Raw genomic sequence first — 25,313 nt, 5'->3', positions numbered from 1 at the left:
AAACGCAGGATAAATTTCCTGCGTTTTTTTGTTTATCGTATGCGAAATAGCTTAATAAGCTGATTCGCCAAAATTAACAGGACAGAAATAAAGGCCAAAAACGTAAACAAGTTCATCACAGAAAAAAGCTCTTTATAGTCACTGATTGCGGTGATCGATTTTCCGAACATAAAACAAAGTGACAGTCCGAATATTGCAGAAATAAACCACACCGTCATCTCAATAATTCGTATTTTCCGTCTGGTTTCTCCGGGTAATCGATTCATCACTCTACGAGAAAACCACACCTCTCTGCGTAAAGGTTGTGCATGCTCCTTAAAGAATGCTTTCAACTTATCATCATTCTCCATATTTATAATCCTCTTTATCTAAATATACATTCAATCTCTGACGAGCCCGAGAGAGATGAGATTTGACTGTTCCCGAAGGCATATTCATAATTTCCGAAACTTTATTCAAAGACAGATCTTCCAAATAAAACAGTTGTATTATAGCTCTTTCTTCCGGTTTAAGAATCTGCATCGCTCTGTATATATCTATATTACGAGTCAGTGTTTCAGAAGGAAGTTCATAATCCTGAACCGAAACATCCGGACTATACTCTTCCGAACATTTCCGACTCCGCATAAAATCATAAAAAACATTATAGGCTATTCTAAAAATCCATGTAGAGAACGATGACAGACCTTTAAATGAGCGCAAACTGGTATATGCCTTAATAAATGTCTCTTGCGCCAAATCATCACTCAACATAGCATCTCCTAAAGTTTGATTTAAAAAAAAGCGCTTTATCTGAGGATGATATTTATCAACCAAACGAGTATATGCCCTTCTGTCATCGTTCAAAAGACACTTCGCAATCAATAAAATATCTTCATTCTTGCTCATTTATATTCTGCTCTTCTTTAGACAGCTCTTCAATCCGGGATTTTTCTTCTATTCTATAAACCAATAATTGCCCCAAACCTATCAATATTGGTATTACAGAAAAAGCCCAAACATATTTATTCTCTGCAACAAGTCCGAAAAACAGGATACCGATACCTAAAGCTATTAGCGTAAGTGCTGTACTCAAGCGTTTCTTACTATATAACGGCTTTTTTGAGGAAGATTCTTCAAAAAAACTGTCAGGCAATTCTCTTCCGCATTCTATTGCTTTTTCGACAACGGCATATCGCTCTTTTTGCAATTTTAATTTATATCTCAATGCAAAAAATAAGATCAAAAATAAAACGATGGCCGGAACTCCGAATACAAAAACAATTGCAACTATCGGAAGAAGCACATCTTCCTTATCATCACTTACCGCCCGCATCATAAGCTCATGATTTTGTTTCATCTTCAATAATGCCAATTCAGTTTTTTCCTGACTGTTTATCGAATCGGGGACAGCAGGATTATTTTCTGCGACACATATTCCATTCGATAAAATCGAAATAAAAACCACCACAAATAACAAAATAGCCTTTTTCATCATCTTCATTTTTTAAGTTTATAAATCTATAAAAATTCTCCGGAAAACTTATTGATTAGACGTAACAAGAGATGCGTATGGTTGCAAGAAAACAAAAAAATTAAAGATTCCACGAAATTTTCAGGAGTTATTTTAACCTCCCAAATAAAACAGTTAACTATCATTTAGTATTAGAATCGCCTTATACACGTAGAGCATGAGCATACGGTCAAACAACTAAATATTGAGAAATTTAATTTTTTATTTAGAGCTTATCTAAATTCTCCAATAAAAAGAAAAAACTCTCAAAACTGACCCGGACAAAATTCTGACAGGCTCTCAGATTTTCCGGAAGTACATTTTTATTTTTATCTGTTTACACAAAAACAGTTTACTTTAGCATTCCTAATTATAGGAATAAAGCTAAAGTAAACTGACATATATCTGTGTAATCGATAATTTATATTTATAGAACTATATCTATAAAATCTATCTTATTCCATAAGCTTACGATAACGCACCCGACGAGGTTCTATATCCCCCAAACGTTTTTTCTTATTTTCTTCATATTCAGAATAAGAACCCTCAAAGTAAAACACCTGAGAATCTCCTTCAAAAGCCAAAATATGTGTACAAATACGGTCTAAGAACCAACGATCATGAGAAATAACCACTGCGCATCCGGCAAAATTCACAAGACCTTCTTCTAACGCCCGCAAAGTATTAACATCTATATCATTAGTAGGTTCGTCTAATAAAAGGACATTTCCTTCTTCTTTCAGAGCCATAGCTAAATGTAAGCGATTCCGTTCTCCACCAGAAAGAACTCCGCACAGTTTTTCTTGATCTGCTCCGGTAAAATTAAATCTTGAAAGATAAGCTCTGGCATTTACATCCTTATTTCCCATACGAATCAGATCTTGTCCTCCCGAAATAACCTGATATACGCTCTTCTGGGGATCTATATCTTTGTGAGTCTGATCTACATAAGCGATTTTTACCGTTTCTCCGACATCAAACTCGCCTTTATCGACACTCTCCTGTCCCATTATCAACTTAAAAAGAGTCGTTTTACCAGCCCCATTCGGACCTATCACTCCGACAATACCATTCGGAGGCAATACAAAATTAAGATCATCGAAAAGCAGTTTATCCCCATAGGCTTTTGCAACCCCCTTCGCCTCAATCACTTTATTTCCCAAACGAGGTCCGTTCGGAATGAAAATCTCCAGTTTTTCTTCCCTCTCTTTTTGATCCTCATTCAATAGTTTATCATACGAATTCAAACGAGCCTTTCCTTTCGCATGCCGTGCAGAAGGAGCCATGCGAACCCATTCCAACTCCCGTTCAAGAGTCTTGCGGCGCTTACTCGCTTGTTTCTCTTCTTGTTCCATTCGTTTTGTTTTTTGCTCAAGCCATGAAGAATAGTTTCCTTTCCAAGGAATACCTTCGCCTCTGTCAAGCTCCAATATCCATCCGGCTACATGATCAAGGAAATAACGGTCGTGCGTAATAGCAATAACCGTTCCGGCATATTGCTGCAAATGCTGTTCAAGCCAATCTATCGATTCGGCATCCAAATGGTTGGTAGGTTCGTCCAGCAAAAGAATATCCGGCTGTTGCAACAACAAACGGCATAAAGCGACACGCCGCCGTTCTCCTCCTGAAAGATACTTTACCAACTGATCTTCCGGAGGACACCGCAAAGCATCCATAGCTCGTTCGAGCTTATTATCAAGGTTCCAAGCGTCCGTAGCATCGATTTTGTCCTGTAGTTCAGCTTGACGATTCATCAAAGCATCCATCTTATCCGGATCTTCTAAAATCTCAGGATCGCCAAATTTTAAATTTACAGCTTCATACTCAGCCAATAAGTCCAAAATCGGTTGTACTCCTTCCTGCACAATTTCCTTGACCGTTTTTTCAGGATCGAGTTTCGGTTCTTGTTCCAAGTAACCGACAGTATAACCGGGAGAAAAAACGACATCTCCCTGATAAGATTTTTCAATACCGGCTATTATCTTCAACAACGTAGATTTACCAGAACCGTTAAGACCTATAATCCCGATCTTCGCTCCATAAAAAAACGATAAATAGATATTCTTCAAAACTTGTTTCTGCGGTGGAAAAGTTTTACTGACTCCCACCATCGAAAAAATAATTTTTTTGTCGTCTGCCATTATATTATATATTTATAATTCGTCTTTTAATAGCCTGTCTAAATTTTCCAACAAAAAAATATTATCAGGTCATTTCTGTGTTTTCTTCCGGTCTGTTTTCCCGTTTTCCCTCGTCAGATAGCTTATCCTCCTCGTAAAAACAGAAAAATATCCTCGAAAGAAACTCTCAAACCTGACCTGAGCAAAATTGAGACAGGCTCTAAGAAATACAAATATAACGAATAAATCATGTTTTCCAAAGAAGCCGAGTACGTCTCAAAATAGAGAAAGCGTCACGGAAGTATCCGCAACGCTTTCTTTTCTATACTTGGTAACAATACCTATTCGGTTTTTATTGTCAACATCAAGGCCCCCTTCACCAAATGTTCTCCGGGAGTAGCATTTAATTCTGTTACAACTCCTGCAACCGGAGACAATATGCGATTTTGCATTTTCATCGACTCTTGAACGAGTAACAAATCTCCGACTTTCACCGACTGTCCTACTTCTACCGCATACGAAACGATCGTTCCCGGAAGAATGGAGCGGATCTCGCCAGGCACAGGTTTCACCCATAACGGACGATTGATAAACTTCTTTGTCAATGTCGTTTTATATTTACGGGCTGTAACTGCAAAATCTACTAATTTCACTTTTTCATTTTCCATCTTCAATCTCGATTTATGGATTAGAACGGAGGAATTCCATGTTTCTTCGACGGGCGGGATTCTTCTTTACTTCTTGCCAAAACCAAAGCATGCTTCAAGCTGACACGAGTTTCTCTCGGTTCGATTACAGCATCGATATATCCCTTAGCCGCAGCAACATACGGATTAGCAAATTTCTCGATATATTCTTTTACTTTTTCCTGACGCATTGCGTTCTGGTCTTCAGCCTCCATAATTTCTTTTCTGAAAATAATATTGGCTGCACCTTCCGGTCCCATCACTGCAATTTCTGCACTCGGCCAAGCAAATACGAAGTCTGCTCCTAAATGCCGCGAGTTCATTGCAATATATCCGCCTCCGTACGCTTTACGCAGGATAATAGTGATTTTAGGTACTGTCGCTTCGGAATATGCGTAGAGAACTTTCGCGCCGTGACGAATAACGCCGGCATGCTCCTGATCTACTCCAGGCAAATAACCCGGCATATCCTCGAATGTAACAATAGGAATATTAAAGGCATCGCAATAGCGGATAAAACGGGCAGCCTTATCAGAGCTGTCACAGTCGAGCACTCCGGCCATTACCATAGGCTGATTAGCTACGAACCCGATTGTATCGCCATGAATACGACCAAATCCGATTACGATATTTGCTGCCCAAAGCTGTTGTATTTCAAAGAAATCAGAATCATCTACGACACATTTTATAATATCACGTACGTCGTACGGTTGTTTCGGATCGGCCGGAATGATATCATTGATCGATTTGTCAAAAATCGGTTCTTTAGGTTCCCATGCACGGGCACGTTGCTTATTGTTCCAAGGAATAAACGTCACCAATTTCTTGATTTGTTCAAAACACTCTTGTTCACTTTGGGCATAGAAATGAGCATTACCTGTAATTTCAGCGTGAACGCGAGCTCCTCCTAAATCTTCCATAGAAATCTCTTCGCCTAAAACGGTCTTGATGACATTCGGTCCTGTAATGAACATTTTCGAAATGTTTTCAACAACGAAAACAAAATCGGTCAATGCCGGAGAATATACCGCACCACCGGCACAGGGACCTAAGATTACCGAAATTTGAGGAATTACCCCTGAAGCAATCGTATTGCGATAGAAAATTTCTCCATATCCGGCCAATGCACCTACACCTTCCTGAATACGTGCACCACCGGAATCATTAATCCCGATAATAGGCACTTTCATCTTTAGTGCATGATCCATTATCTTGGTTATCTTACGAGCGTGCATCAAACCGAGAGATCCACCTGCTACGGTAAAATCTTGAGCATAGATACATACAGGAGCGCCAAAGATAGTTCCTGTTCCGGTAATTACTCCGTCTCCGGGTAAAACCTTTTTTTCCATGCCGAAGCCTCTGGCTTCATGCTCTACAAAGAGATCATACTCCTGAAATGAATTTTCATCCAGCAAAGCCAGAATACGATTGCGGGCAGTCAACTTACCCATCGCCTCCTGCTTTTCAATGGCGGCTTCTCCTCCACCCATCTGCACCAGCGCTTTTTTTTCGCGCAATGCTAAAATGTCTTTCTGTAATGAAGTCATAAATTTAGATTCTTAAAATTAAGTGTGTCAATATAAGTATTATTTCTTTACTGCTTTTACCCTATAACCGCAATTTACTTTACCCTTCAGAATACTGTTCAGCTTCGATTTTATAAGCTGTTTGCGAATAGGGGAAAGATGATCGATAAACATTTTTCCTTCAAGATGATCATATTCGTGTTGAATGACACGAGCGACATAACCTTCAAATACTTCGGTATGCTCTACAAAATCCTGATCCCGATACGTTATCTTTATTTTTTCCTGACGAGTCACAGGCTCATGAATTCCGGGCAAACTCAAACATCCCTCTTCCCGGGTTATCTTATCACCGGATACTTCTTCTATATGGGCATTTATCATTGCCTTCCGGTAATCTTTATATTCAGGAAATGTCTCTGAAAGAGCATCCAGATTGATTACAAGCACCCGAATATCCAAACCTATCTGAGGAGCAGCCAGTCCGACCCCGTCCGATTTATCCATCGTTTCGAACATATCTTCAATCAACTTCTTCAAATCAGGATAATCGGCAGTTATGTCCGTTGCGACTTTCCTCAGCACAGGCTGTCCATATAAATAAATTGGTAACAACATATATATATTTTTATCATAATCACCGGTACTCCCGGCATATAAATCTTTATTCCGATCAACAATCAAGCATGCAGCACGCTTTCCATATATCCCTGTAATATGATTACTGCGCTGATCTCATCCACCAGTTCTTTATTCCGACGATCTTTCTTCTTCAACCCACCTTCCAACATAGACCGGTGCGCTAAAGTAGAAGTAAACCGTTCATCAAAATATTCTATCGGAATATCAGGGAACAACTTCTTGAACTGTGCTACAAACGGCTCGATATATCGCATATTTTCCGAAGGTTGATTATTCATCTGTTTCGGCAATCCTATGATTACTTTCTCCACAGCTTCCTTTTGAAAATAATTTTTCAGAAAACCGACCAATTCATGCGTAGGAACGGTTGTCAATCCATTCGCTATTATTTTCAAAGGATCGGTCACCGCAATTCCTGTACGTTTTTTTCCGTAATCTATCGATAAAATACGAGCCATAATGTTGGCAAAGATAATCAAAATGAAACAGAAAAATAAGCTGTTCGTCTTTTTTATACATAAGACAAACAGCTACAACTAAAAATATACCCTATTAATAAAGGATTCGGGAATGTTATGGTAAAAAAACAGAAATTAAAAATATATTCTTATCTATCAGCATCATATCTTATTTCCTTATCCTCAAATTCTCTTTATCTCTATATTTATTCATATCCGATACCACCACCTTATCACCGATATTCAAACCGTCTAATACTTCTACATAATCATAACTTCCCTCTCCCAACTTAACTGTTCTCTTCACAATATGATCTCCATCCATCACCCAAAGATTATAGTCTCCCGGACCATTATAAAAAGAACGTCTTTCTATACGAAGAGCATCATCTCTTACCGCATTAATAACAAAGACGTCAACTTTCAAGCCGGAACGCAGACGATCATGGTCATTATCATCTAAAAATATAAGAAATTGTATCATTCCATCTTTTACCGATGGGACGACATTCCCCACTGTTCCAGAGAGTTCTTCTTTTCCGATTTTTACAATTGCTTTATTTCCCGGTAAAACCTTATCAGCATATCCATCCGTAATTTCGGCTTCTACCTTAAAGCTACCGAGATCGGCAACAATTGCCAATTGTGAACCTGCAGGCACAGTTGCTCCAACCTGATCATTTACCCATATCAATGTCGCATCTTGAGGAGAACGCACTTGTGCCTCTTTCATCATCTTAGTCCGCAACGAAATATTTTTCAAGGCTATATTGTAATCCAATTCCTGTACTCGAATATCCGCAGCAGAAGTCCGTTTCTGATTATTATATTTCAATTTTAATTGGTCCAGATTCATTTTCTGAACTTTATATTCCAATTCAGCTTGTTTTATTTTATCAGATGTACTTGCTCCTATACTATCTAAATATTTCTCATTTTGCAATAGCACTTTCATTCTCTCCAATCTCATTTCATCTATATCAATACTCATCTTCATCTCCGACAACTGGCTTTCCGCCACGATCTTCATCTGTTCTAATTTAAACCGTTTCATCTCCAGCTCATCCCGCTGATTCTCCATACCTACATTGGCTTCCGCTAAATCAAGTTTTAAAATAGAATCATTTTTGGATAGTTTCTCTCCGGATTTTTTATATACTTCCAATATTTTCGAAGAAATCGGCGAGGTTATTATCTCTTCCGACAGAGGAGCTACTTTTCCCGTTGCAGAAACAGAAATTCCGATTTCACCTTTTGTCACCGTTCCAAAATCAATATCTTCTAAAGGAATTCCGGCACTGAATACTTTTACCAAAACAATAAAAAAACAAACTAAAGCACATGCTACAAACGCAAATTTAATAATCAATATCTTTTTTCTACGACGTTTCACCTCCGGTGAAATTTCTTTATCCATGCCCATGTTTATATTTTTTAATTTTTTATCATTTCATATATAATATCCTCATCTCGAACAAAATCATAAAGGGATAGCTGTCGAATATTGTAATAATATAACCAAGAGGTATATAACTGAGAAATATATTCTCTACGGGCATTATCCCGTTCTACTTGAGCCGAATTTATATCCAAGACATTAATATTTCCCATAACAAAGATATTGTATGCTGTTTTATACCGACATTGTGCAACAGAATCTGCAAGAACAGCAATATCTAACAATCGTGTCTGATCTTGAAATTGATTGACAGATAACGTTACATCTCGTTCAAAATTCATCTGGCTTTGCTCAATTTGCGCCTTTATGAGCTCTTGCTGCGACTTCGCCAACCGCACTCGTCCCCGACCTTTTCCCCAATCTAAAATAGGAATACGTATTCCTAAACTCACAACCTGACGATTCTGTAAATTCTGATATGTTCCGGATAAACTATTATCACTTCCCGTAAATCCTACCGAAGCATAAATATCCGCTTTAAATCCACGATCTACTCGAGCTTGGGCAATTTGCTGTTTTGCCTCTAACAACTGCCTTTCGATCGAATAATTTAAAGGATTATTTTTTAATGCAATATCTAAAACCTCACGTGGTGAAATCTTTACAACAGGACATTTTTGCGGAACATCAATTTTCAACACGACAGAATCATCATATCGCAAATAATTTCGAAAAGCATACATCTTATTATCATACTCTTGTTCCGCTTTTATCAAATTTGACGAAGCATTCAATCTTCCTAATTCCAGTTGCAGCAAATCATTATCCGATATTATTCCGATCTTTTTCTTACCCTGAGCTATTTTCAACAATTCCTCAGCATTTTTCAGATTCTGTTCTGCGATATTTTTATTTACCGATGCTAATAAAAATTCGAAATAATGCTTGACTGTCTGCATATTTACAGCCTCCATACTTACACAATATTGTTGTAATGCCTCTTTATACTTCTTGGGCTCTATACGCATCGACCATCTTAATGGCCGAGCTGTAATCAAAGGCTGAGAAAGGGTCAATCCTAAAGGGACGCTCAAATAACTTGTATTACGATCTCCGTCCAACTGGTCAATACGTTGCAATTGTGACTGTAAAGAAATAGAACCTCCCGTATAAGGAATATTTTGAGTAATAGAAAGATTCAAATTTTCACTGAGCAGACGGTTTGTAACGAACGAATATGTACCATCTTCTTTCTGATAAGAAGACAATGACTTATCCAAGCTGGGCAAAGTGCCATCTAAAACCATACTGGGTAACAAATCCGCCTTATAATTACGGTACGACCAATAAGCAATCTGCAAAGTATTTCTTGCCACGATTGCATCAATAGAAAAAATACGAGCTATATTTAAAGCCTGATCCATAGAGAGAGACAAAGTATCTTTCTGCCCCCACAAACAGGTAGGGAACAGAAAGACTATACATATCATCCATAGTTTCATATAACCTATATTTACTCATTATTCATAATGCAATACCTCTGCCGGATTTACACGAGAAATTCGGTATGCCGGATACCATGCACTAAATAATGAAAACAAACACATCAGCAATATTGTGGTCACAACTGCAGCAATATTTTCTACGGTAAAATCATAAATAAAAAATGCCAACAGTACTGAAGGAATAGAAGCCATTACCGAAATCAACAAACTTTCTCCAAGCACCATTTTCATAAGATCTCTACGTGTTGCTCCTAAAGCCAACTGCAAAGCATACTCTTTCAACCTTTTTTTCGACTGTAACCAAAATAATCCGAATGTTCCAATAAACGCAAAAATAAACAAGAAAAAAGCCGGCACGGCTTGTGCTGCAACTGAAAGCATCGTCCCAACCATTGAAAAAGCCTTCCACTCTTCCATCGGAGAAACAAACAACTCGACATCATTATTCAAGCCAGCCCGTTTGAACTCTTTATCGCAAGCATTATAAAAGTCGGCTTCATGCCCTTTTTTTACTTTAGCGACACATTCCATAAAGGGCAAATGCTCGAAAGGGAAAAGTATCGCCTCTGACGAAGGTTCGAATACTGCATGCTTCACCCCTGCAACAACTCCGATTACCGTAAGTTCCCGATTTCTATATACAAACTTCTTGCCGACGGCATCTACCCACCCGACAGCATCTACCAATTGCCGGGAAACAACAACAGGAAGAGAGCCATCAGCCAATTTGGTCTCTCCGGTAAACCACTCTCCTTCTTCCAAACGAATATCAAATACATCAAGAGCATATTTATCGACAGTCTTTATAGCTGCCATGATTTTTTTATCGTTAATCCGGACCGTATCTCCACTATAGTTATCGCCGTCTCTCATATATGGGGCCAATCCGCTACCCACAGTCACACTTTCTATTGCAGGATTGGTTCTCAACCGTTCAACGACAAGAGATGTTATGCGTCCGGATTCCCGTAAAGAAGCCCGCGAATTAAAATTAACCGGCATACAAGAAAACACAAATGTATTATCTGTGTTTAACAGCCCCGGATCATTATATTTTTTCAATGCCGAAAACAGAGATCCGAGACACAGCATCAACACCAATACGATAAAAAATTGTTCTACCAAAATTTCCCAAACCTTATTCCGACGATTCCAGATCATCTTTAGCAAAAACTTTCTCATTATTCGTTTCCTCCTTTCAATACCTCTGCAATATTTTTTCGTGTAATTAAATAGGCCGGCAGCCCACCTGATAATAAAGAGAACAAAATAGCCAAGGGCAATACCTGACACCAAATAACCGACATATCAAGAGAAGCGATCAACAACATTTTTTCATTAAGAGATCCGCCCAGGACAAGACTCTGTACCCCATAGGACATCGGTAAAACCAAAAGAACACCTAAAATAGCCCCGATCAATACCAAAAAGAAATTTTCACCCATAATCTGGAAAAAAACCGAAATGCGAGTAGCCCCAATCGCCCGGGAAATCGCAATCTCCGAAGCCCGGCTCTCCATATTGGAAAAATTCAATGTCACGATATTCAAAGCAGGAATAATCAACAACAAGAAAATAGCAGCTCCGGCACCGTACAACATGATATTTGTCCCGTATTCTCTTATCCGTTCCTCCTTTTTGGTATAAATCTTCTCCGGCAATATGTCTACTGTCATACCCCTATTTTCTACTGTAGCCCGCACATTGTTACATACCAATTCTTTCATCTGGGTAACATCCATATCTTCCGGGAATAGAATATTCACATTATAACAAAAATGAGCAGAAGGGATAAATTTATTATATCGGTACGGAATCCAAACACTGGCAAGTGTAGGTGCAGAAAACATCGAATAATCGGCAACGACACCGATTACTTCATATTCAATACCTTGAATCTTAATTTTCTCGCCAACCGCTTTACCTCCCGGAAAACCGACTCTTGCCAAACTTTCTTTAATTACAGCGACTTTTTTCCCCTCTCGAGCATCCTCACGATCAAACGATGTCCCATCGATAAAACGGTATTGATACATTTTAAAATAATCGCCCCCGATAAATGACACATCTACAGCCTTCAACTGATCATTCATATAAACAATAGAAGACTCATCATTATCATACGAAACCATTTCATAACCTTTCAATGCCGCAAAAAACTGCTCCATTTCCATGGGATAAATTCCTCCGATATATTGTCCCTGCATATTGTAAAGCTGAGAACCGCTTACCGTCACAATTCGATCGCCATATAACATCGGCTCTGCATCGGTAGTAATAAGTTTGACAACATGCAATATAATAGCAATGAAAACAAATGCCAACGTCGTACCCAAAATATAGAATATCGCATAAGCCTTATTCCGCTTTATATTATATAAAGCTGTCTTTATGTAACTCAACACAATTTTCATGATATTCCCTTTCTCTAAACGAGTTTTCCATCCAACAATCGTACTATTCGTCCTGTTTTGGAAGCAATATGCTCATCATGAGTAACCATTACCACCGTAACCCCAAGCTCGTTCAACTCCAACAAAATATCCATAATCTCTTCTCCCATACGGCTATCCAAATTTCCGGTAGGCTCATCGGCAAGAATTATCTCCGGATGTCCGACAATCGCTCTTGCAATCGCAACACGCTGGCATTGCCCCCCTGACAACTGGGACGGAAAATGCTTCATCCGATGCGACAGCCCCACCATATTCAAGACTTCTTTTACCCGCTCTTTCCTTTCGACAGCGGCAACCCGGCCATATAATAACGGCAACTCAACATTATCCATAACATTCAGAGAGGGGACCAAATGGAAATTCTGAAAAACAAATCCAAGACTCTTGTTCCGAAACCGGGCAGCCTCCCGATCACTCATCCTCGATACATCCGTATCATGTATCAGTATAGTTCCGGCAGTCGGTTGATCCAGCAAACCGATCAAATTCAACAATGTACTTTTTCCGCAACCCGAAGGCCCCATTATAGAGACAAACTCTGACGAATTAATCTTTAAACAAATATCATCCAATGCGCGTGTCTCAATGTCTTTCGTTTGAAAGACCTTACTTACCGATTTTAATTCTATCATAAAGCAATATTTTATTTATTATTGTTTTCATTTCAAAATATATTCCCATCAACAGGTAAAAAAACCGAAAAAGGACAACTTCGACTATCATACCATTTTCGGAATTTTACCTCATACCGATCTGACAGAAACTTATATTCATATTCGTTCTTTTGATAAATATGTTCTATCTCCGTGCTTCTTCCTCCCAAAAGAGAAAAACGGCGCATATAAAAATCTCCTTGATGCTCATGTCCTCTACAATATTCAATTTCGGCCAAATAGTACCATGGATATACAAGATTCGGAAGTATCTTTATACTTTTATCTAAATATTCCTTTGCCGAGACCGTGTCACCTATACATAAAAAAATTTTCCCGTATTTAGCCAAATAAATCGGATCTTCCGAATCTCAATCTGCGCCTTTTATCAAAAAATCAATAACATTTTTTTTCACATAACTATTATCCAAAGCACATTGCTTCCACAAATCTGTCTCTAAAATTTTAGGCGACAATTTTATTGCATGTGTTAAGTGAGACACCGCACGTTCCATTTCCCCGCTTTTATACTCAAGGTTAAAAGCTCCAATACAAAACAGTGCATTATCCGGACACTTTTCCAATAATCTTCTCGATATATTTTGAGCAGAATCCCTCCGTCCAATACATTCTAACAAAACAGACATGTTATAATGTAACATGACATCTTTAGGATTTATAGAAATAGCTTCCCGTAAATATTGTATAGAACTCTCTAAATATTTTTTATCCTTAGAATCGTTATATTGCAGCCAATTTACAGTACTCCGATTAATAAGATATGGCAAATTTTCATGAGTTTTACTTATATAAAAAGATGCAGAATCGAGACGAGATAAATTAATATTTTCCAGACACTTATAATTAAAGTATTCATTTCTATTATGACGAACAATAAAAACAGTAACAAACGAACATAATATAACAAGAGACAAAACCGCTATACTTCGTAATTTAGGACCTGCAGAAATTACCATATATCGGCATGAAATATACCGATTCTGCCAAATAGCCAATAAAGTAATCAATAAAACCCGAATACCCTCACACTCAAGGAAAGAAGAAAAAGTCATTTCCTTTATTCCAACGGCCAATATTGTCAATGCAATAAAATACGACCCTCCATTTTTTTTCTCCTTTATAAAGTACCAAAAAAAATAACCCATAAATAACCCGAATATCAAAAATCCGGTTATACCTTTCTCTACCCCCAGCTGCACCAATATATTCGGCGCAAAATTAGTAAATGCTACATTCTCTTTCTCAAAGAGTAAAGAATCCACTACCAAAGAATAATTACCGGAACCAAATCCAATAACAGGTTTCTCTTTAAAGACAGTCCATGCAGCATATAAAGAAGCGATGCGACCGGAAACACTACGTTGCTGAGAAACAGTCTCTCCCCAATGCATCGATTTAAGCACATCTTCATAATACGGAATTAAAGCAAAAGCTATAATTGACAATGTCAAAATGAAAAGTCCAATTTTTTTTCTCAAAGACATCTTACAGCAAAAGAACAAAATAGTACTACCCAATAAAAAAACGGATAATGCCAAATTAGCCCCGCGCGAAAAAGAAAATAAAATATTTATTATGACAAGAATCAATGCAACGTATAAAAAAATCAGCCACGCCCTGCTATCACGACAATACCATCCGCATAATCCCAATATGCCTAAATAAACAATAGAGAAAGTATTCCACACATTATTTAAATATCCTAACGGTCGATAAAGGAATTTGAAACCAGAAACATTATTATCCCAACCCACATTTGATAAATTTTCCACAAAAAGAGAAAAAGAATAGAGGGCAATTATGGAAACTAAACAAATAAAAACAGAATACCATTTTATCAAACTCTTTATTCTATCTTCTGTATTTAAATAAAATCGAAGGACAAAATAATAGCAGACCCCAATAAATGACGAAGCCAAATATGGATAACCAGCAATAGGATTAGGCGATAACAATAAGGAAAACACTTCATATAACCCAAATAGAAAGATGCAAATATCCAAGCCGGAAATTTTAAAATCACTATGCGTATAAATAAGTAATATCGACAAAAAAACGACAGCAAACCATCCTGAGAAAAAATATGTATCTTCAGGTTTAAAAATCAATAATATCCCCAAGAAAAAAATCAATAGGATACAAAAAAATTGTCCAATATGTCTTACATTAATTTCTATCATAAACTAATTACCTCTGATTCTTTTCTATATATTTCCTTTTTAAATTGTTCAACAAAGGCTTTAATAAGTTATAAAAGAAAAACAAGATTAATCCTAAAATCAATAATTGGGAGAAAAAACTTTTTAATAATACATAGTCAGGCATCTTACCTACAATAAGTGAATTAATTACACGTTGAAACAAATATGGAAAGTCTGAAACAAACGCTACTAAAAAATGGGGTATTATAAAGAAAAAATAATATCCAAAAAATACATTCACCACAATCGTATAAACAATTGCTATTGTTTTTTCCACAGGTTTTATCGTCAATAAAAACGGATAACTCCCCGCATTCTTCTTCCTTATCTTTTTTATCCAATAAGACAACAGTTCATTGGTTCTTTTCCGCAAATTAGGTATGCCCAACAAATCACTCATCATCCAATAACCGTCGAATTTAAAGAACGGATTCATAGTCAATAGGAAATTCAAATTAATGACGAACACAAAATATATAAAGAAGTCATTTGGAATAATAAATGAAAGTAAGATAAGTGGCAATAGAAAAATCAGTTGAAAATATACACCAGCAAAATTGACGACAACTCTCTGCTTTCGGGGAAGTGCCCAGATTTTAGTAACATCTGTAAAAAAAACCGGAAATGTCAAATATAATCCCAACCCGATTCCTCCATGTTCCACTTTAAAATATTTACAAGCCGAAGCATGCCCCAACTCGTGAAAAAAAGAAGATATAATATAAAGAGCGATTAGCCCAACTATATCCATAAACTCAATATCAAATATTTTTGTTACAATATCTTGCTTAATAAAAAAAAGTACTTCCGATATTATAATTACAAATAACAACGGATATAATACAGATCGTTGAAATAAGCATTTCAATTTATCTGAACAAACAGCGACTTGTCTTGCCGTTAAGATATTTAATCTCAATAAAAAAGATTTTGTAGTTTTAGAACTATTTTCTTTAAAAATAGGAGCAATATAAATATCTGCCAAATGCATAACTTCTTCCGGAGAATACGACCTTCCTCGACTTTTAGAAAATAACTCTGTTGCATTCTCCAAAGACCCTCCTTGTTGAAAAGCCTTAATAAGATCTGCAACGGCAGCTGTTATTTCCCAAAATCGTTCTCCGAAAGCGACTAAATACCTATACTCCCTACTTGAGGTTTCAAATGTCAAAATACTCAGGTTCTTTATGTCTCCAACATTATCCATTAAACACCTATTTAAGAACATCTTGCACTAATAATGCACAAGACGTTCTTCAAATTTTAAGAATTACTTAGAGAAACTCTGGACAATCAAGATTTGCTCCATCACAAGGGCAAGTGTCACCTCCATGCTCACAGGTATATGTACCTTTTTTACACGTACAGCTAAAATCAATGAAACATAAAGGATCTACTAAATTTCCAAACAATAGAGGGTCTGTTTCCAATCGTTTTTCTAACTCTTCCAATGAGAATTCATTGTACAAAGAATCATTTAAAGAGACCAAATCTTCGGATTGCTTCTCTTTTTTCTCTTCTTGATTTTTCATCATCTAAAATTTATTTAATAAGTTATTAATTATTAGTGCATTTCTGCCCTATACTTTTTATATGCCTGAATAACATATTTCTCAAAAATCAATGAATAACTATCACAAAAATTAGATTCAAAACTTCCGCCATTAGCAAGGACTTTACCCATGCAACCTCCACCACAAAACAAAGCATATTTACAATGAGCACAATCTGCCACAGTCCCAATATTACGATTATGCCATAAACTCCGTTCTTTTTCATTCCATACTATATCATCTAAATAAGAGCCTAAACAACGCTCTCTCTTTCCTACGGTATCCCAACAAGAATAAATTTCCCCATAGGGATCTAATATATAAGAATTGGTTTGAGAAGGACAAAATATCGTATGGAACTGTATTTTTGAGGAATTTTTTAATGCCCGATAAATTTTCGTAAAGACACCATAATCCTGTCCCCAAATATCAGAATCATTCTGCTCCTGCTTTAAAAGAAATTCTTCACGGCTTAAGTATTCAAATTTTTTATTCAATTCAGAAGTTTGAGTATTTTTTTTCACTTTATCAACATCAGATTTTTCACCACACAACAATGCAGAATAAAAAGAAAATGTTTTATAATTATAAAAACCTAATTCATAAAAATAATTTTTCAGATTTCGCATACTTGAAATATTTCTCCCGTCCGTATTTGCCCGGACAGAAATAGAAACACCTGTCTTTAACGCTTTACTAATATTTGCAATAATTTTATCAAATGACTTTCCGTCTTTATAATGTATGCGACGTTTATCATGGTATTCCTTTTCTCCATCTATCGTAATTTGTAGAAATTTAATCGATTCCGGACCTAACAAATCAAGAAAATATTCTAAATCATATCCATTAGTTACTGCATCAAAATTATAACCTAAACTCTTTCCTTTTATAACAATATATTCTATAATCTCCCTATTTGAAGCCATCAAAGGTTCACCACCGTATAATGTAATCGTTTTAGCACGTAAATTCTTATTAGGTTCGATTTCTTCCATCGCTTGGTAAGCTCAATCAACCGTGTCTTTATTAAAAATTTTTTTAGACCATTGATGACCTTTTCCAGAAATATTCCCTTCATAACAATAAGGACACCTGAAATTACAATCATAAGCAATCATCAAGGTAAAAACCTTACTTTTAGTTTTCTCATATCTATTAAAAAGAGAAGTAAAGTTTTTTAAATACTCGTATTCTTCTTGTTCAGATTTATCCGTAAAATATCCTCGAGCAATAAGTCTATCAAAAACATCTTTAGACAATGGAATATTATCATAGGAATATCTTTTCTCTGGTTGAAGGCAGTTCATTATCTTTTCAGACGCAATATCCATAGCTCCTGTATATCCATGAATCAATAAAGTCTTACCCGGTTCATCCTTTATTACAACAGGAATGGTATAAACTGAAGGTCTGTATAACTTATTCATAACAATAAATATTTAATATAACATGATAATTCTACCACCAAAAAGTACTTTTTCCATCAAATGTAAAAATTCTTTCCTCTTGACCTTGTGTATGATTATGCAACCATAATACAGCATTTCGAGGGACATCAGCAAATTCGACATAATGTGTTTTAGCCTTTTTCCGTCCTAAACTCTTCCATCCTTTTATAGAATAGTAAAACAACTCATACTCATCTCCAATAGCCACATTATTTCCATCATTTCTCGGTAAATAGACAATTTTCTTTACTGCTACAGGTTTCGGAAATTCAAGTCCTACCCAAGCAGAATCAGGCTTAGAAGAATCAAAAAAAGTCAACGGATCATTATCAAAAGCCGATTCTTTCGATCGTTTCGGATCATTTCCCCACGTACCATCCGTCCCTATTATTTTCCCCGACGGATTCAGCAATTCTCCATTTTCCCCCCAAAATTGTAATTCTGCAATATTCCCATATCCTGCAATAGGAGAGACATGTCTCCAATAGCGGTACTTTGTAAGAACAGAATCCAAAGGAATCGTAACATATAATCCATATGGGTTTTCCTCAATTCGATGTAATACTATCGCATTCTTAAACTCGGGATTATCAGCAGCTTGAAACTCCCCACCAATCATATGAGATGCAACACCAACCATCCTAAATTCAGCAGGGTATTTGCGATATATACGTAAATTATAAACATTTAACGTATCAGGTTCATAATAATGTATTCTACCTCGAGAATCAAGTAAAAAAGGATAATTAGCTGGTTGCATTTCCCTATCAACATAATAAGAAGGCAAATAAACAATATCCCGTCCTACTGAATTAAATGTTGCATCACCAAATCTTATCTTTGCAAAACATACAGGAATCCATTTTTTATTATTAAAAAGACTCAAATACATAAATTGACGATTTTCTTTAGGCAAAACTTTAATATCCACATCAATATTAGAAGTCTCAAGATATTGCGAAGTTACATCTTTATAAAAAGGGCTTTTTAAATTCGAAGGAATAGGCTCTCCTTTACAAACCGAAGCTAAAGACTCTTTATTACGGGCAAAAGTTGTCCTATATACTTTTGCCATTTTTGCATCCGGTTTATGAATAACATCCGGATTAACATCTACACCGCCAAAAGACAATTCCCGACCATTATTACATAATACGACATTCCACGAATGCCCCATATCCCGATAAGCCCACTGCGGTGTAAAATCTTTTACGACAGGTACACCTTTTGCTCGCATTGCAAAAGTCGCTCGGGCTCCATAACTATCACAATCACCAATAAACATCCGAGCTAAGATTGAATACTTCTCTATAGGAAAAGCAGGTGGCAAAAGATATACACCAGCCTCTTCTCTTAATCGATTATTTATTTCACAACAAGCATGAAAAGCAGAATGTCTCCATCCTTCATGATACCCATGAGCCCATATATCGTTATATTTATTTTTTAAAGAATCACGCCAAAATTCGATAGGTTCATTACCAACTCTATATGGTAATATATATTCGCAAAATTGGTCAAATGATAAATGTTCTGCATATCCCCCTTTTGGCCACACTTCAAATGCCCGCTCTATATTATTAATAAGAAAATTTGCCGTTATGTGCTCCACATCCTCAAGTCGGATCGTATTTTCCGATAACTTATAATATTCAGCAATACTATCTATTTTTTGTTTTAGAGATTCTTTATCTGTTACAAATGAAAGCAGTGAGTCTACCGAATCATAATAAAGATCAATATATCTACCACCTAAAGAATAATGTCCCGGCATATTCTCTATCAAAAACAATGCAGCCCGATATTTAAGACTATCTCTTGGATCATGGCTATAATAGTTCAAAACAGCCTTCAATTCATCGGCATTATCTCCTGCCATAGACAAAGCCCTATTAAGATCAGATTCTTTACATCCAATAAAACAGAACAATATCAATAAAGTAATAAAGAATTTTTTCATGGGATAAATAATATTCCGATTTGTTTTTCAAAATTAATACTATACAGAAATTAATAATAATACAAATTCACCAAAAAATAATAATTTTGTGCTATATATTAAAATTAATACAATAATTACATAAAATCAAGCAAATAAAACTGACAAATTTTCAATTTTATACTCAAATATTTAAATACCACTTCCTAAATCGTTAGAAAGTGGTAATCTTAGGTTTATTAAAAAGAATACATCAATATTTTCAAAAAACAATAATTCTATTGGATTGCTTTGACATAAGATTTCCCGGAAGCACTAACATCTAATGTAGAAGGTGTTCCCCAATAATTGAGTTTAGAAACACCGGACATATCGGCTTTCAATACTTGAGATACCCTCACCTTACAATCGGAAACACCCGACATTCTACAATTTAGATTCTCAGTTTCTAATTTCCCTAAAAAACCTTTACTTACGCCTAACATTTCAAGAGACAAATCGACTGTTTTTCCATCTATTTTGGCTTCGGAAACTCCACTCAAACTCAAGGAAAGCTTTTTCGCTTCTAAAGACGTAATATCGACTTTAGAAACTCCACTGATATTCAGATCGATATCATGAGCAAAAAGTTTTTCGAAATTAGACCTCGATACACCTGAGGCATTCAATTCAAATTTATCCCGATCGATGATTTCTCCGATAGAGGCCTGGCATAAGCTACCGATATCCATTTTCTGCAACGACACAGGTATCTGTATCCATACTTTTACATCATCGGTAAACTCATAATTTTTCTCTGTATCAATCTTTAAGGTTTTATTTTTCATCTCAATATTAAGTAATGATACCAAGTTTTCATGTCCTGAAACCTTCACATTATAGGTTTCTCCTTTCAAAACTTTTACTTTTATCGGAGCAAATAAAGACAGTTTGTCAAAACCGGAATGAGTCATCTCTTTCTCCACAATCTGCCCTCTCCCCGAAACCTTTTCATAATTAGATTTTTCCACAATTTTATCTTTTCCTCCTTTACAAATTATTATACATGATTGGCAGACCAAAAGCAGAAGGAAAAAGAATCCCAATTTTTTCATTTGTATTTCATTTAAAAGTTAATAATAATGTTATGATAAAGATAAACTATCGGAGACTATTTTAATAAAATTTTTGGGTCAAAAAATAACAATTTTACAGCAATAATGCGTTTTTAATAAACATAACCCAATAAATTTCTCAGAAATCCGAGAACTTGTCTAAATTTTCCAATTAAAAAAGTCTTAACTTTCTTTCCAGCCTGTCGTCTTTTGTCAGATAGCTCTCGACCATTCGAAAACGTCTTTGAAAAAACACTCAAAACTGACCAGACAAAACATACGACTGGCTCTAAAAAAATAAGAGAACATATTTTTATATATTCATAAATCATAAATAATTGTTTATAAAGAGCCTTTTTTATCCATGAGATACAAAACAATGTTAAACAACATATTTTTTGTAAATAAAACATGTTGCACAACACAAAAATGCATTATATTTGCATCGTGTTTTTCATGGTATTAGATTTAAGGTTAACGAAGATTGGTTGTCGAGATGACAACCTTTTCGTTTTTAATAGCCTCCCTCTCTCCAAAATATCCGAACAACCAAAATTTTACTGATTCTCAAACAAAGAAAAACCACCACCTTTTATCAAAACATAAATACTCAAAAAACATTTATACAAAATCCGGTAGGCTTCAAAGATCAGAGGTAGGCTTTCACAAGCTCTTACTGTAACCCTATTCCGGCTCAATAATCCTCACCACAACACTCTTTACCCAAAACAACACAGAATTCCAATTATCTTCTAATCCAGAATATATTCATATCATCTATATAAGCATAGATAATATCAGTTTGATTTATATATTATAACATATTACATTTGCATCAAACAATTAAATAAACCTCTAAAATAAAATGATATGAAAACTTTAGATTATATTCAATTAGACAAACAAAAAGTAGAAAATGTAATAAACGGATTGCAACAGTTACTGGCAGATTTTCAAGTTTATTATACAAACCTAAGAGGTCTTCACTGGAACATCAAAGGTCATTCTTTTTTTGTTTTACATAGCAAATTTGAAGATATGTATAATAGTGCCGCTGAAACAATTGATGAGATTGCAGAAAGAATATTGATGCTCGGCGGAACTCCTCAACATCAATTCAGCAATTATCTACAAACTGCAAACATTAAAGAATCTGGTTATATAGATAATGCTGATAAAGCACTCAACAATATTGGAGAAACGCTTAAAGTCCTCATTGCTGAAGAACGGGAATTGCTATCATTAGCATCCGAAACAAAAGATGAAGTGACAGTTGCCATGATAAGCGACTTACTCAAAGGCCAAGAGAAGATGATATGGATGTTAAGTGCTTACGCTTCGTAAAAGCCCATCTATTTTTTTAGATAAACAAATCTGCAGAAAAAACGGATGTTTTTTCTGCAGATTTGTTTTAAAAGAAGAATATAGATTAATCAGTGTAAACAAAATTAATAAAACCCAAAATAGAAAATTCGAATAACTCGATTCTATTAAATAATGTTTATACGCAACATTTTATGCTCAAAAAGTATGTTTAATAACAGATTATACATTATATTTGCACTGTGTTTTTCATGGTATTAGATTTAAGGTTAATGAAGATTGGTTGTCGTGAGACAACCTTTTTTTGTTTATATACTTCACCATATTCATTCAATATTTACCGCCAAATAATCAATTCATGATCTCATTCTCTTGAGAGCCCATATCTTCTTATTTCAAAATTCTTTCCTCAAAATATGTACAAGTACTTTAAATATTGTATATTTGTAAAATACATTTATAACAAAATTCATAAGGATGACTAAAGAGAAAATTAAAGCAGTAAGAATGCTGGCTATATGTTGCGTTCTTACGTTTCTTTGTCCAGAACTACATGCCCAGTTCAAAACCAAAGAAGCACCGATTATGACAAAATGGGCAAAAGATGTTCATATCGAAAAACCTCATCCGGAGTATCCTCGTCCACAAATGACTCGTAATGAATGGATGAACCTCAACGGAGTATGGGAATTTCAACGTTCTGCCGATTTAAACGAAAAGCCCCCTTTCGGTAAAAAACTCACAGAAAATATTTTAGTACCTTTCCCCGTCGAAAGCGCCCTTTCCGGAATCATGGAACAACTGGACAAATTCTGGTACAGACGTACATTTGAAATTCCATCCAAATGGAAAGGGAAAAAAATTCTGATTCATTTCGGTGCAGTCGATTATGAGGCAGAAGTATTTATCAACAGAAAGAAAATAGGGCTGCACAAAGGGGGATATCTACCTTTCAGTTTCGATATAACAGATGCCGTAACGAACGGAAAGAATGAACTCATAGTCCGTGTCTATGACCCGACGGATAAAGGGGGACAACCACGAGGGAAACAAGACAGTATTCAAAAAGGGATCATGTACACACCGACAAGCGGAATATGGCAAACCGTATGGCTTGAACCGGTCTCAGAAACTCATATCGAAGATATCAAAATCGTCCCCGATATAGATAAAAAAGAGGTCGAAGTTACCGTCTTGTCAAATACAAAAAATGCCAAAGTGCTTGTCGAACTCAAGTCTGGAAAATTTCAAGGGAAAACCAATAGTCCTATAAAGATCAAAATTCCGAATCCGAAACTTTGGTCTCCTCAAAATCCCTATCTATATGATATCAATGTATCGATATTAGGAAATGACGGCAAACCGACAGATAAGGTCAATAGCTATTTCGGTATGCGAAAAATCTCCGTAGGAGAAATAAACGGGGTAAAGCGTCTATTCGTAAATAATGAGCCTGTTTTTATGAATGGTCCTCTCGATCAAGGATTCTGGCCCGACGGTATTTATACCGCACCCACAGACGAAGCCCTTCGCTTCGACATAGAAGAAACGATTAAAATGGGATTCAATTTCACCCGCAAACACATCAAAGTAGAACCCGCCCGCTGGTACTACTGGTGCGACAAACTCGGACTGATGGTATGGCAAGATGCCCCCTCCTGCAATTCATATAGAGGCAGTCACAAAGATGAGCCCACTCCGGAAATCGACAAAAAGGCTTTTGAAACCGAACTTACAGGAATGATAGACTTCCTCAAAAATTCTCCATCTGTTATTATGTGGGTAATATTTAACGAAGGACAAGGACAATTCGATACCGAACGTCTTGTACAAGTCGTCAAAAAACAAGACCCTACCCGATTGGTCAATGATGCAAGCGGAGGAAAATGGTCTTTTTCAGGAGATATATTGGATACACACAGTTACCCTGCCCCTTCTTACCCCAAACCTAAAGTCGAGGATCAAGAAAAGGCTAAAGGGAAAGTACTCGTTTGCGGTGAATTCGGCGGTATAGGAATGAAAGTCCCGGAGCACATGTGGTTCGAAGGTAAAGGTAGCGGATATGCTAACGTAGATACATCGGAAGATCTTCTTTTCAAATACGCCGAACTTTATAACATGATTGTCAAAATGCGAGAAAAAAACGGTCTCGCTGCCGTAGTTTATACAGAACTTACCGATATAATGACCGAAATCAACGGATTATTCACGTATGACAGAATTGCTAAAGTCGATGCTTCTAAAATCGCGAAAATAAATACATTCCGGTTTAAAATGCCGAATTTTAAAGAAATAGTCCCGACATCGGAAAAAGAAGCCCAAATCTGGAAATATAAATACGGTCCGAGAAAAGGAGCTTGGAACAAAGAAAATTTCGATGATTCAGATTGGAAAGAAGGCCCGGGAGCATTCGGAAACGCCGCCGGAAAAAAGGGGAATACACCTTGGCCTGTCGCAGACGGCAAAATAAAAGATAATAAGGGCAGAACCATTACGGGAATTTGCATACGTCGCAAATTTATCATGCCCAAACTTTCTCAAGACGAAATATCCCGTCTTATGCTCAGAGTTATGCATGATGAAAATTTCGATGTATTTATCAACGGTATTCTTGCTTGTAATGCCGGAAGAGCAAACTCCGACTATGAATATTTTCCGATCAAGCCTGAGGCTTTAAAAGCTTTGAGAATCGGTAAAGAGAATCTTATTACCGTATATTGTAAAGATACCGGAGGCGGACGTTTTATCGATGTAGGTATATCTTTACGGGATAAGATGGAATAATAACTGA

At 36.2% G+C, this 25,313-nt stretch carries 23 protein-coding genes; 2 read left to right on the top strand and 21 right to left on the bottom strand.

Annotation, left to right across the window (positions count from 1 at the left end; translation table 11 throughout):
• Positions 1-32: 32 nt before the first annotated feature.
• From QUE35_RS11750 to QUE35_RS11650, 21 genes are all read right to left on the bottom strand, one after another.
• Positions 33-350 (bottom strand): DUF5056 domain-containing protein, encoded by a 318-nt coding sequence (locus tag QUE35_RS11750; RefSeq protein WP_009319644.1) that lies wholly within the window; start codon positions 348-350, stop codon positions 33-35.
• Entirely contained in the window at positions 340-888 is a 549-nt protein-coding gene (locus tag QUE35_RS11745; RefSeq protein ID WP_009319645.1) for an RNA polymerase sigma factor, read from the bottom strand. The genes QUE35_RS11750 and QUE35_RS11745 overlap by 11 nt, the downstream gene beginning before the upstream one ends.
• A complete protein-coding gene (locus QUE35_RS11740; RefSeq protein WP_022600725.1) occupies positions 875-1,483 on the bottom strand; it encodes a DUF6249 domain-containing protein in 609 nt (202 codons plus the stop codon). The genes QUE35_RS11745 and QUE35_RS11740 overlap by 14 nt, the downstream gene beginning before the upstream one ends.
• 464 nt (positions 1,484-1,947) lie before the next feature.
• Positions 1,948-3,633 carry an energy-dependent translational throttle protein EttA gene (gene ettA / locus QUE35_RS11735; protein ID WP_022600726.1) on the bottom strand — a complete coding sequence of 562 codons (1,686 nt, stop codon included), beginning with the start codon at positions 3,631-3,633 and terminating at the stop codon, positions 1,948-1,950.
• Between the two features lie 320 nt (positions 3,634-3,953).
• Positions 3,954-4,280 carry an acyl-CoA carboxylase biotin carboxyl carrier protein subunit gene (locus QUE35_RS11730; RefSeq protein WP_009319651.1) on the bottom strand — a complete coding sequence of 109 codons (327 nt, stop codon included), beginning with the start codon at positions 4,278-4,280 and terminating at the stop codon, positions 3,954-3,956.
• Between the two features lie 20 nt (positions 4,281-4,300).
• Positions 4,301-5,848 carry an acyl-CoA carboxylase subunit beta gene (locus QUE35_RS11725; RefSeq protein ID WP_009319652.1) on the bottom strand — a complete coding sequence of 516 codons (1,548 nt, stop codon included), beginning with the start codon at positions 5,846-5,848 and terminating at the stop codon, positions 4,301-4,303.
• A 39-nt stretch (positions 5,849-5,887) separates the two neighbouring features.
• The gene (def, locus tag QUE35_RS11720) at positions 5,888-6,445 is read right to left on the bottom strand and encodes a peptide deformylase (RefSeq protein ID WP_009319653.1); all 558 of its coding nucleotides are present in this window, start codon (positions 6,443-6,445) and stop codon (positions 5,888-5,890) included.
• 62 nt (positions 6,446-6,507) lie between these two features.
• On the bottom strand, positions 6,508-6,927 hold the full coding sequence (ruvX, locus tag QUE35_RS11715; protein WP_122304180.1) for a Holliday junction resolvase RuvX: 420 nt from the start codon (positions 6,925-6,927) through the stop codon (positions 6,508-6,510).
• A gap of 169 nt (positions 6,928-7,096) precedes the next feature.
• The gene (locus QUE35_RS11710) at positions 7,097-8,350 is read right to left on the bottom strand and encodes an efflux RND transporter periplasmic adaptor subunit (protein WP_009319655.1); all 1,254 of its coding nucleotides are present in this window, start codon (positions 8,348-8,350) and stop codon (positions 7,097-7,099) included.
• 11 nt (positions 8,351-8,361) lie between these two features.
• Entirely contained in the window at positions 8,362-9,828 is a 1,467-nt protein-coding gene (locus QUE35_RS11705) for a TolC family protein (RefSeq protein ID WP_009319656.1), read from the bottom strand.
• A gap of 18 nt (positions 9,829-9,846) precedes the next feature.
• A complete protein-coding gene (locus QUE35_RS11700; protein WP_022600730.1) occupies positions 9,847-11,013 on the bottom strand; it encodes an ABC transporter permease in 1,167 nt (388 codons plus the stop codon).
• Positions 11,013-12,245, bottom strand: a complete 1,233-nt coding sequence (locus QUE35_RS11695; protein ID WP_022390117.1) for an ABC transporter permease — start codon at positions 12,243-12,245, stop codon at positions 11,013-11,015. Before QUE35_RS11695 ends, QUE35_RS11700 begins: the two co-directional genes overlap by 1 nt.
• Before the next feature lie 14 nt (positions 12,246-12,259).
• Positions 12,260-12,919, bottom strand: a complete 660-nt coding sequence (locus QUE35_RS11690; protein WP_022390118.1) for an ABC transporter ATP-binding protein — start codon at positions 12,917-12,919, stop codon at positions 12,260-12,262.
• Positions 12,920-12,951: 32 nt separating this feature from the next.
• Positions 12,952-13,290 carry a hypothetical protein gene (locus tag QUE35_RS11685; protein WP_286260878.1) on the bottom strand — a complete coding sequence of 113 codons (339 nt, stop codon included), beginning with the start codon at positions 13,288-13,290 and terminating at the stop codon, positions 12,952-12,954.
• 21 nt (positions 13,291-13,311) lie between these two features.
• On the bottom strand, positions 13,312-14,733 hold the full coding sequence (locus QUE35_RS11680; protein WP_286260877.1) for an O-antigen ligase family protein: 1,422 nt from the start codon (positions 14,731-14,733) through the stop codon (positions 13,312-13,314).
• A 415-nt stretch (positions 14,734-15,148) separates the two neighbouring features.
• On the bottom strand, positions 15,149-16,369 hold the full coding sequence (locus QUE35_RS11675) for a zinc metalloprotease (protein WP_022600732.1): 1,221 nt from the start codon (positions 16,367-16,369) through the stop codon (positions 15,149-15,151).
• A gap of 67 nt (positions 16,370-16,436) precedes the next feature.
• A complete protein-coding gene (locus QUE35_RS11670; protein ID WP_022600733.1) occupies positions 16,437-16,697 on the bottom strand; it encodes a hypothetical protein in 261 nt (86 codons plus the stop codon).
• A gap of 29 nt (positions 16,698-16,726) precedes the next feature.
• Positions 16,727-17,713, bottom strand: a complete 987-nt coding sequence (locus tag QUE35_RS11665; protein WP_286260876.1) for a radical SAM protein — start codon at positions 17,711-17,713, stop codon at positions 16,727-16,729.
• Between the two features lie 12 nt (positions 17,714-17,725).
• On the bottom strand, positions 17,726-18,145 hold the full coding sequence (locus QUE35_RS11660; RefSeq protein ID WP_286260875.1) for a hypothetical protein: 420 nt from the start codon (positions 18,143-18,145) through the stop codon (positions 17,726-17,728).
• Positions 18,146-18,176: 31 nt separating this feature from the next.
• Positions 18,177-20,126 (bottom strand): discoidin domain-containing protein, encoded by a 1,950-nt coding sequence (locus QUE35_RS11655; RefSeq protein ID WP_022600735.1) that lies wholly within the window; start codon positions 20,124-20,126, stop codon positions 18,177-18,179.
• Positions 20,127-20,383: 257 nt separating this feature from the next.
• The gene (locus tag QUE35_RS11650) at positions 20,384-21,199 is read right to left on the bottom strand and encodes a head GIN domain-containing protein (RefSeq protein ID WP_022600736.1); all 816 of its coding nucleotides are present in this window, start codon (positions 21,197-21,199) and stop codon (positions 20,384-20,386) included.
• Between the two features lie 870 nt (positions 21,200-22,069).
• Here QUE35_RS11650 and QUE35_RS11645 point away from each other — a divergent pair.
• Positions 22,070-22,543 carry a Dps family protein gene (locus QUE35_RS11645; RefSeq protein WP_022390120.1) on the top strand — a complete coding sequence of 158 codons (474 nt, stop codon included), beginning with the start codon at positions 22,070-22,072 and terminating at the stop codon, positions 22,541-22,543.
• A gap of 456 nt (positions 22,544-22,999) precedes the next feature.
• Positions 23,000-25,306 carry a glycoside hydrolase family 2 protein gene (locus QUE35_RS11640; protein WP_022600738.1) on the top strand — a complete coding sequence of 769 codons (2,307 nt, stop codon included), beginning with the start codon at positions 23,000-23,002 and terminating at the stop codon, positions 25,304-25,306.
• Positions 25,307-25,313: the final 7 nt, after the last annotated feature.

This window comes from Coprobacter fastidiosus (assembly GCF_030296935.1).
Taxonomy (GTDB): domain Bacteria; phylum Bacteroidota; class Bacteroidia; order Bacteroidales; family Coprobacteraceae; genus Coprobacter; species Coprobacter fastidiosus.
The sequence above is the reverse complement of the archived record's forward strand: the minus strand, read 5'-3'. Positions and strand labels throughout refer to the sequence as shown.

Bases quoted from the DNA above. Each gene is read 5' to 3' on its own strand.
- QUE35_RS11725 (WP_009319652.1), bottom strand. From the start codon at position 5,848: ATGACTTCATTACAGAAAGACATTTTAGCATTGCGCGAAAAAAAAGCG.
- QUE35_RS11695 (WP_022390117.1), bottom strand. From the start codon at position 12,245: ATGAAAATTGTGTTGAGTTACATAAAGACAGCTTTATATAATATAAAG.
- QUE35_RS11730 (WP_009319651.1), bottom strand. From the start codon at position 4,280: ATGGAAAATGAAAAAGTGAAATTAGTAGATTTTGCAGTTACAGCCCGT.
- QUE35_RS11640 (WP_022600738.1), top strand. From the start codon at position 23,000: ATGACTAAAGAGAAAATTAAAGCAGTAAGAATGCTGGCTATATGTTGC.
- ettA (WP_022600726.1), bottom strand. From the start codon at position 3,633: ATGGCAGACGACAAAAAAATTATTTTTTCGATGGTGGGAGTCAGTAAA.
- def (WP_009319653.1), bottom strand. From the start codon at position 6,445: ATGTTGTTACCAATTTATTTATATGGACAGCCTGTGCTGAGGAAAGTC.
- QUE35_RS11675 (WP_022600732.1), bottom strand. From the start codon at position 16,369: ATGGATAATGTTGGAGACATAAAGAACCTGAGTATTTTGACATTTGAA.
- QUE35_RS11670 (WP_022600733.1), bottom strand. From the start codon at position 16,697: ATGATGAAAAATCAAGAAGAGAAAAAAGAGAAGCAATCCGAAGATTTG.
- QUE35_RS11740 (WP_022600725.1), bottom strand. From the start codon at position 1,483: ATGAAGATGATGAAAAAGGCTATTTTGTTATTTGTGGTGGTTTTTATT.
- QUE35_RS11700 (WP_022600730.1), bottom strand. From the start codon at position 11,013: ATGAGAAAGTTTTTGCTAAAGATGATCTGGAATCGTCGGAATAAGGTT.
- QUE35_RS11665 (WP_286260876.1), bottom strand. From the start codon at position 17,713: ATGGAAGAAATCGAACCTAATAAGAATTTACGTGCTAAAACGATTACA.
- ruvX (WP_122304180.1), bottom strand. From the start codon at position 6,927: ATGGCTCGTATTTTATCGATAGATTACGGAAAAAAACGTACAGGAATT.
- QUE35_RS11745 (WP_009319645.1), bottom strand. From the start codon at position 888: ATGAGCAAGAATGAAGATATTTTATTGATTGCGAAGTGTCTTTTGAAC.
- QUE35_RS11650 (WP_022600736.1), bottom strand. From the start codon at position 21,199: ATGAAAAAATTGGGATTCTTTTTCCTTCTGCTTTTGGTCTGCCAATCA.
- QUE35_RS11655 (WP_022600735.1), bottom strand. From the start codon at position 20,126: ATGAAAAAATTCTTTATTACTTTATTGATATTGTTCTGTTTTATTGGA.
- QUE35_RS11705 (WP_009319656.1), bottom strand. From the start codon at position 9,828: ATGAAACTATGGATGATATGTATAGTCTTTCTGTTCCCTACCTGTTTG.
- QUE35_RS11710 (WP_009319655.1), bottom strand. From the start codon at position 8,350: ATGGGCATGGATAAAGAAATTTCACCGGAGGTGAAACGTCGTAGAAAA.
- QUE35_RS11660 (WP_286260875.1), bottom strand. From the start codon at position 18,145: ATGAATAAGTTATACAGACCTTCAGTTTATACCATTCCTGTTGTAATA.
- QUE35_RS11690 (WP_022390118.1), bottom strand. From the start codon at position 12,919: ATGATAGAATTAAAATCGGTAAGTAAGGTCTTTCAAACGAAAGACATT.
- QUE35_RS11750 (WP_009319644.1), bottom strand. From the start codon at position 350: ATGGAGAATGATGATAAGTTGAAAGCATTCTTTAAGGAGCATGCACAA.
- QUE35_RS11645 (WP_022390120.1), top strand. From the start codon at position 22,070: ATGAAAACTTTAGATTATATTCAATTAGACAAACAAAAAGTAGAAAAT.